At 66.6% G+C, this 11,834-nt stretch carries 8 protein-coding genes and 2 pseudogenes; all 10 read right to left on the reverse strand.

From position 1 onward, the window contains the following. Nucleotides 1-469 precede the first annotated feature (469 nt). Nucleotides 470-931, reverse strand: coding sequence for a c-type cytochrome (locus MKD38_RS31245; protein WP_501985984.1), 462 nt, complete (start codon nt 929-931; stop codon nt 470-472). A gap of 36 nt (nt 932-967) precedes the next feature. After that, nucleotides 968-1,195 (reverse strand): annotated as a pseudogene (locus MKD38_RS31250) (hypothetical protein); the annotation flags it as partial. Next, nucleotides 1,114-2,640: pseudogene (locus MKD38_RS29650) on the reverse strand (PQQ-dependent dehydrogenase, methanol/ethanol family); the annotation flags it as partial. The pseudogenes MKD38_RS31250 and MKD38_RS29650, both read right to left, overlap by 82 nt. Before the next feature lie 34 nt (nt 2,641-2,674). Further along, nucleotides 2,675-3,580, reverse strand: coding sequence for a transporter (locus MKD38_RS29655; RefSeq protein WP_371925759.1), 906 nt, complete (start codon nt 3,578-3,580; stop codon nt 2,675-2,677). A gap of 102 nt (nt 3,581-3,682) precedes the next feature. Beyond that, nucleotides 3,683-5,101, reverse strand: coding sequence for an aldehyde dehydrogenase family protein (locus MKD38_RS29660; RefSeq protein WP_252682374.1), 1,419 nt, complete (start codon nt 5,099-5,101; stop codon nt 3,683-3,685). Between the two features lie 288 nt (nt 5,102-5,389). Continuing rightward, entirely contained in the window at nt 5,390-7,276 is a 1,887-nt protein-coding gene (locus tag MKD38_RS29665; protein ID WP_252682376.1) for a sigma-54-dependent Fis family transcriptional regulator, read from the reverse strand. A gap of 193 nt (nt 7,277-7,469) precedes the next feature. Further along, on the reverse strand, nt 7,470-9,836 hold the full coding sequence (locus MKD38_RS29670; RefSeq protein WP_252682378.1) for a DNA polymerase II: 2,367 nt from the start codon (nt 9,834-9,836) through the stop codon (nt 7,470-7,472). Between the two features lie 85 nt (nt 9,837-9,921). Next, nucleotides 9,922-10,413 carry a VOC family protein gene (locus MKD38_RS29675; protein ID WP_252682380.1) on the reverse strand — a complete coding sequence of 164 codons (492 nt, stop codon included), beginning with the start codon at nt 10,411-10,413 and terminating at the stop codon, nt 9,922-9,924. A 181-nt stretch (nt 10,414-10,594) separates the two neighbouring features. Beyond that, on the reverse strand, nt 10,595-11,197 hold the full coding sequence (locus MKD38_RS29680) for a glutathione S-transferase family protein (RefSeq protein WP_252682382.1): 603 nt from the start codon (nt 11,195-11,197) through the stop codon (nt 10,595-10,597). A gap of 62 nt (nt 11,198-11,259) precedes the next feature. Then, nucleotides 11,260-11,834, reverse strand: a 575-nt coding sequence (locus MKD38_RS29685) for an acyl-CoA carboxylase biotin carboxyl carrier protein subunit (protein WP_305882539.1), incomplete at its 5' end; no start/stop codon positions are given.

Consider the following 11,834-nt stretch of genomic DNA (forward strand, 5'->3'; position numbering starts at 1 on the left):
CCCGAAGACCAGTCACGTTTTGCTGTGCGAGCACTGTATAACTTTTAAGCTAAAAGACCGAAGTCTTTCGCATCCGCTATCAAGCGCCCACACTTATCGGTTGTTTGTTTGTTAAAGAACTTCGCCACCCGGCTTTGCCGTTCAGCGCGCTGCGTTGTCTGCAGCGAAGGAACGAGACTTTAAAGAAATTTTTTCGATTAAGCAACTGATTTCGAAAAATTCTTTATTGCGCTGCGCGCCCTCTTTCGAGTCAATTCTTGCGCGCCGTTCCTTGCCCGTTGCGCGATGCCTTGCGAACGAGGGGGCGAATCTTAATACCTGGATGCGAGCCTTGCAAGCGTTTTATTCAACACAACGAAAAGAGCCTCTCTTGTCACCTTTGAGGGCCCCTGCGCCCGCCAGGCGATATCGCTATCGCCTGGCGGGCAGCGCGGTCCACTTCGCCAGCATTTATTCCGCCCCAGCAACCTCAGTCGACCGACTTGCCAGGGCGCACCGCATCGGCCGTACCCTGGATGAAGGCCTGGATCTTGATGACGTCTTCGGCGGTCAGCTTGCCGGTGAAATCCGGCATGCCCTGGCCGACGTAAGGACCGTTGAACACGATCTTGTCCAGGTTCTGGATCAGGCCCGAGCCAACGTAAGCCAGGTTGGGAATATTGCCGCCCTTGTCCACAGCCGGCACGCCATGGCAGAACACGCAGTTGTTGACGTACAGCTTCTGCCCTTCCGCTACATGGGCGGGGTCGTACTTCACGCCCTGCAGCAGCTCGGCCATCGGATACGGAGCGGACGCCGGAGCCTTGGCCTTGCCGCCAATGGCAAAGGTGTAGACCGTGCCGGGTGCCTTGCGGTCGGTGGCGCGAGTGCTCAGGCCAAACACACCGCCCCAGCCCACCGCGATCGACACATATTGCTTGCCGTCGACCATGTAGGTGACCGGCGGCGCCACCACCCCGGTGCCGGTCGGGGTCTCCCACAGCTTCTCGCCGGTCGCCGCATGGTAGGCGATGAAGCGGCCGTCGGCGGTGCCCTGGAACACCAGGTCTCCGGCGTGGTCAGCGTGCCGCCGTTCCAAGGCCCGGTGTAGTCCTGCTGCCAGGCCGCCTTCTGCCGGACCGGGTCCCAGGCGATCAGCCGTCCCATCGGTTTGCTTTTCGGCGGCTCGGCATTGACCAGCATGCCCAGGTTCCACCCCATCCCGCGGTGCGCCTCCGGCGAGTCCTTCTGGTTATGCGCCCAGTGCTTGTTGTCGGCCAGGGTCAGCGGCACATGCTGCGCCGGGATATAAGCCAGGCGCAGGCGCGGGTTGTATGACATGGCATGCCAGTTGTGCGCGCCAAACGGTCCGGGCACGGCGTCGACCGGCTTGCCCGAGGTGTTCGCCTGCGGCGTCTCGATCGGACGTCCATTCTTGTCATAGCCAGATGCCCAGTTGACATCGACGAAGTTCCTTGCCGAGATGAACTTGCCGTCGGTGCGGTCGATCACGAAGAAGAAGCCGTTCTTGGGCGCGTGCAGCAGCACCTTGCGCAGCCTGCCATCGATTTTCAGGTCGGCCAGGATGATGTCCTGGGTCGAGGTGTAGTCCCAGTTGTCCCCCGGCGTTTCCTGGTAGTGCCAGACGTATTCGCCGGTGTCCGGGTTCAGTGCCACCACCGAGGCCACATAGAGGTTGTCGCCGCCCTTGGGGCTGCGCACCTTGCGGCTCCACGGACCGGCGTTGCCGGTGCCGATGTACATCAGGTTGAGCTCGGGATCGAAGGCCATGGTGTTCCACACCGTGCCGCCGCCGCCGTTGACCCAGTACTTGCCGGCGGGATCCCAGGTGCCGGCCGCGCGTGCCATCGCTTCGTTCTCGAACGGCTTCGAGGGGTCGCCCGGCACCGTGAACCAGCGCCACTGCTGCGCGCCGGTATCGGCGTCGTAGGCGGTGATATAGCCGCGTGCGCCATATTCGGCGCCGCCATTGCCGATGATGACCTTGCCCTTGTACACGCGCGGCGCGCCGGTGATGGTGTAGGAATGGCTGCGGTCGACGATGGTGTCCTGTTCCCAGACCTTCTTGCCGGTGGCGGCGTCGATGGCGATCAGTCTGCCGTCGAAGGCACCGACGTACACCTTGCCCTTGTGCAGCGCGACGCCGCGGTTGACGACGTCGCAGCAGCCCTTGTAGGCCATCTCGCGCGGCACCTTGGGATCGTAGGTCCACAGCTTCCTGCCGGTGCGCGCGTCGATGGCGTGGACCACGCTCCAGGGCGCCGTGACATACATCACGCCCTCCACCACCAGCGGCGTGGCCTCGACACCGCGGGTCGATTCGAGGTCATAGGACCAAACCAGGCCAAGATTCCCGACGTTGCCGCTGTGGATCTGGTCGAGCTTGCTGAAGCGCGTTTCCGCGTAATCCAGCCCATAGGTAGGCCAGTTCGGGGTGCTGGCCTCATTGGCGCGAATCGCTGCGCCATCGATGCGCGTAGTGGCGGCGCGGATTTGCTGCGCGACGCGCGCCCTCGCCTGGCTGCCAGCCGCCGCATCCGCTGCACGCGCGCCCGCGCACGGCAGCGTCAGCAGCGCCAGGGCGACCGCTGCCACAATGCGCGCGTGCCCGTTCGCACCGGCTTGTTTGTGTCCTGTCATGTCGTTCTCCTCTCTCTGTCAGGTCGTGGCTCGCTCAGAACACCTTGAGCAAACGAAGATTGAAACGGCTGCCCTCCAGCGGGCCATTACGTACCGAGATATCGCGTCCATAGGTGCCGAGCACCTGAACGGTCGGCGTTGGGAACCACGCCATGCCCACGGAGAACTTGGACGTATTGGTGTGGTCGTTGCGCGATACACCATTCACCCTGCTCTCTCCGCCGGCCGCGTAGGACAGCCCGCCGCGGAGGTCGAAGCTTTCGGTCAGGTGGTAGCGCAGCCATGCCTGCCCCTGGAACAGCGGATCCTGCCGGAGCGTGGCAGCGCTCGGACTGAACTTGTCGTTGCTGCCGAAGAAGGTCACGTCGGCGACCAGGTCCAGCGTGAACTTGTCGATCAACGGCGTGATATAGCCCGCCTGCAGCGCGAGCTTCCAGCGATGCTCGCCCAGGTTCAGCGGCCGGTCCTTGTCATAGCTGCCCACCGGCACGAACAGGAAGGGCGTGATGCCGAAATAGCGCTTCTTTTCCGGCTGGTTCACCAGCCAGACCGTGGCGGCCAGCATCAGGTCGCCCACGCCGCTGGCGCTGCCAAGCGCGCTCAGGCTATCGGTCGCACGCAGCTTGCCGAACGGCAACAGGAATTGCGGGTCGATGGTGTAGCCGCCGATCTCCATAAAGCGCACGTAGCGCACGATGCCGACATCCGAATCCAGGTTGCCGCCGGCGATGCGCTGGCCGCCGGCGTAGATCCTGTCGCGCTCGACGTGTTGGTAGTACAGCAGGCCAAGGTTCGTGCCTGCCGGCAGTGCGGTGTAGTCGCCCGCATCCACGTCGATCGCCAGTGCCGGCGCCGCGCCAAGCAGCAGCGCCGCGCCTGCCGCGCTGCGGCGCAGGGCCGAGCGCATCCCCGGGCGGAATGCCGTCCGTAGCTTCTTCATGTCTCCTCCACTCTTCTATTGTTTTTGGCCGTGCTGCGGCCCGGCGAGCCAGCCGTGCGGCCCCGCCGGGCGGCGGGTAAGGTGGTAAGGGGGCTAAGCGGTTCAGCGCCCCTGCTGGCGCGCGATATTGATCACGCTCAGTTGCGCATACTCCGCCAGGCCCTCGGCGGCGAACTCCACGCCCAGGCCAGACTCCTTGGCGCCGACCAACGGGATATGCGGGCCGAAATGCAGATGCTGGTTGATCCAGGCGGTACCGACATCGAGCCGCTGCGCCACCGCGTAGGCGCGCTGCGGGTCGGACGACCATACCGAACCGCCGAGGCCGTAAGGCGAGGCGTTGACGCGCGCCACGGCCTCGTCGATATCGTGGTACTTCAGCACCGGCAGGATGGGCGCGAATTGCTCTTCGGCCACCAGTTCGTTGTCGTCGGGCAGGTCGCGCACAATGGTGGGCGCGACGAAATAGCCGTCGCCGTGCAGCGCGGCACCCCCCGTCAGGATCTTGCCATCGCGCCGAGCGGCGGCCAGGAAGCGGCCCGCCTTGTCGAACTGCATGGCGTTCTGCAGCGGCCCGATGGCAACGCCGGGCTCCGCGCCATTGCCGACCACCGCTGCACTGGCCAGGTCGGCCAGCGCCTCGCACAGTTCGTCATGGAGCGAAGCATGAACGTACAGGCGCTTGAGTGCCAGGCACACCTGGCCGCAGTTGTAGAAGGCGCTGCCGAAGATCTTTGCCGCGATCTCGGCGACGTTGGCATCGTCGAGCACGATGGCACCGTCGTTCCCGCCCAACTCCAGCGTAACGCGCTTGAGCCGCGGACCGGCGCTTTCCATCACCTTCTTGCCGGTTGCGGTGGAACCGGTGAAGGACACCTTGGCCACGTCCGGATGCGCAGTCAGGAATCCCCCGAGGTCATTGCGGTCGGTGATCACATTGAGCACGCCCGGCGGGAAGATGTCTTTGGCCAGCGCGCCCAGCCGCAGCGAAGCCAGCGGCGTGGTCGGCGCGGGCTTGAGCACGACGGTATTGCCCAGCAGCAGCGCGGGCGCAATCTTGTAGGCCGCAATCAGCAGCGGGAAATTCCACGCGGCAATCGCCGCCACCACGCCCAGCGGCTTGTGATGGATTTCGATGCGATGGCTGGCGTCGTCCTGCACCACCGCAACCGGAAGCTCCAGTCCGGCGAGATGCCGGACGAAGGCTTGTGCGTACGCCAGCTCCTGATGCGCTTCCGCAAGCGGCTTGCCCTGTTCCAGCACCAGCAGGGCCGCCAGCTCTTCGGCATTGGCCCCCAGTTCGTCCGCAAAGCGAAGCAGCGAGGCACGCCGTGCCGGCAGGCCTGCCGCAGCCCAGCCGGGCTGGGCCGCCTTGGCGGCGGCTACGGCGTCGCGCGCCTCGCGTTCCGTGCCGCACGATACGGTGGTGAATACCTCGCCGGTGGCCGGGTTGATGACATCCAGGCGGGCCGTGCCCTCGACCAGTTTTCCGCCTATCAGCAGTGCTGCGTTGCTTGCCATGTGCATTGTCTCCTTTGGTCCCTTGGTCCGTGCGCGCGGTGCTTGCCGCACGCTCGGCTCTCTGGACGCAAAGGCTGTGCCTGCACTCTATCCCGGCGCCTGCAGGCTGCACGATGGCTCGCCATCCCGCAGGTTTTTGCCGCTTCGCGGCGCGGGCGATGCGTGTACCTGTAGCAGTCTGAAGCAGTGTCTCGATACAGCTGCGACACCGGCTTGGCGAGCTGCAAAGAAAAACCCCCGCAGCCCTGGCACAGGCTGCGGGGGGCTGATGCGCATCGGCGCCGTCGCTCAGGCGGGCTTGCTGCGCGCCAGCTTGCGGTACAAGGTCGCGCGCGAGATGCCAAGTGCGCGCGCTGCCTGCGAGCGGTTGCCGCTCAGCGCCGCCAGGGTGCGGTGGATCAGCTCGCTCTGCATGTCGGCCAGCATGGTCGAGTGCGTGTCAGGCCCGCCGGGCAAGACGCCGGCAGCCGGCGCGCCCATCGCCGCCACCGTCAGCCAGCCTTCGTCGAAGTGTTCGCGTTGCACCAGTTCACCGCCGCCGGACAGCGCCATCGCCGCACGCAGTATCTGGTGCAGTTCGCGGATGTTGCCCGGCCATTGATGCGCCATCAGTACCGCCATCACATCGGCGGCAAGCCGTTTTGGGCGCCCGCGCGCGAGCGACTGCATCATGGCTTCGATCAGTTCGGGCAAGTCGGTGCGCTCGCGCAGCGCCGGCATGCGCACTGACATGCCGTTCAGGCGGTAGAACAGGTCCTGGCGGAAGCTGCCCTGGCGTACCAGCTCGGCCAGGTTGCGGTGGGTGGCGCAGATGACGGAAATGTCGACCGGCACCGGCTTGCTGCCGCCGACGCGCGTCAGGCTGCGCTCCTGCAGCACGCTCAGCAGCCGCGTCTGCAGCGGCAGCGGCATATCTCCGATCTCGTCGAGAAACAGGGTGCCATGGTTGGCCTGCTCGATCTTGCCGATGCTGCCGCCCTTGCGGCTACCGGTGAACGCGCCGTCGGCGTAGCCAAACAACTCCGCCTCGGCCAGGCTTTCCGGAATCGACGAACAGTCCAGCGAGACAAAGGCGGTGCCCGGGCGGCTGGCGTCGTGCAGCGCGCGCGCCAGCAGACTCTTGCCGGTGCCGGTCTCGCCCAGCAGAATCACCGGCACCTGCTCGCCGATGACGGTCACGGCCTTGTCGAAGGCGCGCGCAAGGGTCGCGTCGGCAATCAGGCAGTCGGCGCCGCCGGCGGGCTTTGCCGCGGCGGTGCGGTGGCGGCGCGCATGCTGCTCGAGCGAGACGAAGAAACGCTCCCCGCTGCGCGCGCTCAGCGAGCCCGGGGCCGAGCCCGTGCCGCCGTGCAGGCCGCCGGCAAAAACGTCGCGCATATCGATGCCCTCGCCGCTGCCGGTGCGCAGGCCGAGCATTTGCCGGGCAGCACGGTTGGCGGCAATGATCACGTCATCGTCGGAGATGGCGATGATGCCCTCGGCCGGCGTATGGAGCATGCGATGGTCATGATGCAGATGCACGATCCGGCGAGCCGGCAGCCGCGCGTAAAGCCGGTTCTCGATCGACATCGCGGCGGCCTGCACGCGGCTGAGCGCGTAGGCGGGCAGGTCCACGCCGAAGCCGGTGACGTCGAGCACGCCGATCAGCCGGTCGTGGCAGTCGTAGATCGGTGCCGCCGCGCAGACCACGTCGACGAGCTCGTTCAGGTAATGCTCGCCACGCCGTATCTCCACCGGCATGCCCCCTTCGCGCAGCACGCAGCCAGGAGCATTGGTGCCGAGCGCGGCTTCGCACACTTGCTTGCCACCACGGATTGCGGCCGCGGCGGCGGGCGCCGCGGCCGGTCGGCTGCTGGCGCTGACGATCATGCCTGCCGCGTTGGTGCAGAACACCAGCCAGTGTCGCGCGGGAAACGCGCGCGCCAGGATCTCCATGTCGTCGCCGGCGGCTTCTATCAACACACGGTGTTCGTCCTCGAGCCGCTGCAGCTGGCCATGCGTGACGAAGTTGCTGAACAGGGCGCGATCCTCTGGCCGAAGTCCCGAATTCGCGGCGCGCTCCCACGAGCGGGCAACCAGCTCGGGGACCGTTCCGGGCGGAATCAGTTTGCCGTCGAAGAAGTTCCGCCGCGCGATTTGCACGTCACGTACCAGGCCATCCGCCGCATGCCTCATTCCCTTGTCTCCACACTGTTTCTATACTCGGGCTACCAACTGGGGCCGCCCGGTGGAAGGGAACTTTATGTGAGCGCTACCCTGTTTTCAAGCCTGTGACAGGGGCGGCATGGTTTTCACCTAAGCCGGTGCTGTTTCGCTTCCATGCAGGTGTCTCAATTTGAGTCACCTGCCGTGGCTGGAAAGACTTGGGCTACTGCGGAAACAGCGCCATCTGGCCGGATATCAGCGTCTCGAAGCCGTCGTCGAGGAAGGGCAGGATGGCGTCGGCGATCGGCTGGAGCTGCTTTGTCACGTAGTGGCCATAGTCGATCGGCGCTGTCCGCACTTCCAGCGGCTCCGGCCCGGCAACCGTCATCAGATAGCTGATCCAGCCGCCCTGCTGATACTGGCGCGGACGCCCCTGGCGCTCGTTATAGTCGTCGGCGATGCGCGCGGCACGCACATGCGGCGGCACGTTGCGCTGGTACTCTTCGAGCCGGCGCCGCAGCCGCTTGCGGTAGACCAGTTCCTGGTCCAGCTCGCCGGCCAGCGTGCGGCGCACGATGTCGCGCACATAGTCGGCATACGGCTCGCGGTTGAAGACCTTTTCGTAGAGGGTCTGCTGAAAGCGCTGCGCCAGCGGCGACCAGTCGGTGCGCACCGTCTCCAGCCCCTTGAACACCATCTCGCGGGTGCCGTCCGGACGCTCCACCTGGCCGGCATAGCGCTTCTTGCTGCCCAGCTCGGCGCCGCGGATGGTCGGCATCAGGAAGCGCCGGAAGTGCGTCTCGAACTGCAGCTCGAGCGCGCTCTCCAGCCCATAGGCCTGCCACAGGTGGTCGCGCCACCAGTCGTTGACGTAGGCCACCAGACTGCGCCCGATCTGCGCGGCGTCGGCTTCGGTACGGGCGCGGCGCAGCCAGACGAAGGTCGAGTCGGTGTCGCCGTAGATCACCTCGTAGCCGCGCGCCTCGATCAGCGCCCGGGTCTGCCGCATGATCTCGTGCCCGCGCATGGTGATCGACGACGCCAGCCGCGCGTCGAAGAAGCGGCAGCCGTTCGAGCCGAGCACGCCGTAGAACGCGTTCATGATTATCTTGAGCGCCTGCGCCAGCGGCTTGTTGCCATCGCGCTTGGCCGCCTCGCGCCCCTGCCACACCCGCGCCACGATGGCCGGCAGGCAGTGCTTGGTCCGTGAAAACCGCGCCTCGCGGAAGCCCGGCACCGCATCGGCATCGTCCGGATGCGCCAGCCCTTCGACCAGGCCGACCGGATCGATCAGGAAGGTGCGGATGATCGACGGGTACAGGCTCTTGTAGTCCAGCACCAGCACGGATTCATACAATCCGGGACGCGAGTCCATGACAAAGCCGCCCGGGCTGGCCTCGGGCGCTTTGTCGCCGAGATTGGGCGCGACCAGGCCCTGGCGGTGCATCAGCGGCATGTAGAGGTGCGTGAAGGCCGCCACCGAGCCGCCGCTGCGGTCGGCCGGCAAGCCCGTGACCGTGGCGCGCTCGAGCAGGAACCGCAGCAGCTCGGTCTTCGCGAAGATCCGCGTCACCAGCTCGCAGTCGCGCAGGTTGTAGCGCGCCAGCGCCGGCTTGTCGTGCGCGAACATGCGGTCGATGGCGTCCATGCGGTCGTACGGATTGTCGATCGCCTTGCCCTCTCCCAGCAGCGCCTGCGCCACCGCTTCGAGACTGAACGATGGAAAGCTCCATGTAGCGGAGCGCAGCGCCTCGATGCCGTCGATGATCAGGCGCCCCGGCGCGCTGGCGAAGAAATGCTGCTGCGCGTTGTGCTCGCGCCATTCCATTTCCGTGCCGCCGCGACCCAGCCGCAGCGGCACCTGGAACCGGCGCGCCTGCTCCTGCAACACGCGCAGGTCGAACTGCACCAGGTTCCAGCCAATGATCGCGTCGGGATCGTGGTCGGCCAGCCACTGGTTCAGCCGGTGCAGCAATTCGGGCCGGGTGGCGCAGTAGGTCAGCGAGAAATCGACGTCGACGGGCGTTTGCGGCGCCGGCCCCAGCACGTAAACCTGGCGCTGGCCGCAGCCTTCGAGCGCGATCGAATAGAGCTCGCCCGCCGCGCTGGTTTCGATATCGAGCGACACCAGGCGCAGCGCCGGCCGGTAGTCGGCCGACGGCTTCATCTGCGCGTTGCGCAGCACGCCGGCGCCATCCGGCTCGCCGTCGAACCACACCGGCGCGGTGATGAAGCGCTCCATCAGGTAGCGCTCCGGCGGGCGTATATCCGCTTCATACACGTCCACGCCGGCATCGCGCAGTGTCCTGGCCAGCTGGATCAGCTGTCGGTGCTGGGCGCAGTACAGTCCCAGCACCGGCCTGCGCTGGAAATCGCGCAGTGCCAGCGGGCGCAGTTCGACCCCGCGCTCGCGCGACAGCAGTGCCTCGGCACGCTCGCGCTGCACCTGCGGCACAAAGGCAACCGATGGCTGCGGCGCCAGCCGCAGCCGGCGCGGTCCGTCATCCGTCGCCAGCCAGAATTCGACTTCGGTCCCGCCTGGCGTATCGCGCCAGTGCCGCGTCAGGATAAAGCCTTGCTGAAGTGCCACGTTTCAGAATCAGGAATGGAAATGCGCGTGATGCTGGAGGATGCGGCCCGGCTTGCGTCGCGCATCCCGTCAACCCGGCGCTGCATCAACCCGGCGCTGTGCCCCGCCGCGCTGCCTCGATGGTGGCGATGTCGATCTTGCGCATCGTCATCATCGCGTCGAAGGCGCGCTTGGCCGCGGCGCGGTCGGGGTCGGTGATCGCCGCCAGCAGCGCGCGCGGCGTGATCTGCCACGACAGGCCCCAGCGGTCCTTGCACCAGCCGCATTCGCTTTCCTGGCCGCCGTTGCTGACGATGGCGTCCCACAGCCGGTCGGTCTCGGCCTGGTCGTCGGTCGCGATCTGGAACGAGAAGGCCTCGCTGTGCTTGAAGTGCGGGCCCCCGTTCAGTCCGACACACGGAATGCCGGCGACGGTGAACTCGACCGTCAGCACATCGCCCTCCTTGCCATCCGGATAGTCGCCCGGTGCGCGCATCACGGCGCCGACCGCGCTGTCGGGAATGGTCTCGGCATAGAAATTCGCCGCCTCCAGCGCATCGCGGTCGTACCACAAGCAGATGGTGTTCTTGCCTGGCATATTGCGTCTCCTTGAAGGCTCGGCGCCGGAGTCCGGCGCCCGATGGACCAGCGTGCCGTTGCGACCGGCGCCGCTGGCCGGGACTCCAATGTCTCACACTCCAGGGGGCAATGCAGGCCGTGGCTGCGTCACATGAACGGGAAGCACGCTGGCAGGCAGCGCCCGAAGCACGCTGGAGTTGCTAGCCTTTGGCCGCGCGCACGAAGGCGTCGCGCGCGGTGATGCGCTCGACGTAATCCTGGATGCAGCGGCTTTCGCGGATCCGCGGCGCACCGAACTGCCCCGCCCACGCCAACGACGCGCCCAGATAGACGTCGGCGGCGCTGAAGCTGTCGCCGAGCACGAATGGACCCGGGGACAGGGCTTTTTCGATGGCGTCGATGACTTCGTCATAGTCGCCCCAACCGACGGTCTGCTTCGGCAGCGGCGCCTGGGCACGCATCATGCGGTCGGTCAGCGCGGGCTCGAAGCAACTGCCGCAGAAGAACAGCCACCGCAGCACCGTGCCGCGCGCGGACGAGCCCGGCGGCGGCATCAGTTCGGCTTTCGGATACGCATCGGCGAGCCAGGCGATGATCGCGCCGTTCTCGGTCAGCACGGTGCCGTCATCCAGCACCAGCGTGGGGATCTTGCCCATCGGATTGATCGCCAGGAAAGCCGGCGAACGGCTTTCCCCCTTGGCGATATCGATGTGCTGCAACGCGTAGTCGGCGCCAACCTCCTCCAGCATCCAGCGCGCCACCGACGCGCGGCTCTGGGGGTTGTAGTAAAGCGTCATGGTCATACCGTCCTCCCGGCCTCGGCCCTGTGGATTCGAGGCAGCAGGATAGCACCGACCCGGCGCCCTCAGTCGCTGAACGCGAGCAGCTGCGCCCCCTCGGTAACCTGCTCGCCGATGCCGTAGAGCACTTCGCTGACGACACCGTCGGCGGGGGCGCAGATGGTGTGCTCCATCTTCATCGCCTCCATCACCAGCAGCGGCGCGCCGCGCGCGACCGTGCTGCCGGCCTCGACCATCACGGCGATGACCTTGCCCGGCATCGGCGCGGTCAGCTTGCCGCCCTCGCCTTCGGCCTCGCCGGCATGCGCGAGCGGATCGAGCCACGCCAGCGTGGCGTGGCGGCCGCCATGGAATACATGGAACTCGTCGCCATCCAGGTGGACCTGCCCGTGCGCGCGCCGCGTGCCGAGGTTGACGCGGATATCGTCGGCCTGGCAGGTATAGGCAAAGGGCGCCGCCTGGTCGGCGTACCTCAGCGTGCTGCCGCGCTCGTTGCGGTCCAGCGTCACGTCGAGCACCTGCTCGCCATAGCCGAAGCGCAGCCTGCGCGACGCACCGCCGTTCAGCCGCCACGCGCCGGCGTGGGTCCACGGCGAGTGCTGGTCGGCGGCATCGATGCGGCGCTGCTGGTTTTCGCGCG

The organism is Cupriavidus sp. WGlv3 (genome assembly GCF_023952475.1).
In the GTDB taxonomy this organism is placed as follows: Bacteria; Pseudomonadota; Gammaproteobacteria; order Burkholderiales; family Burkholderiaceae; genus Cupriavidus; species Cupriavidus phytorum.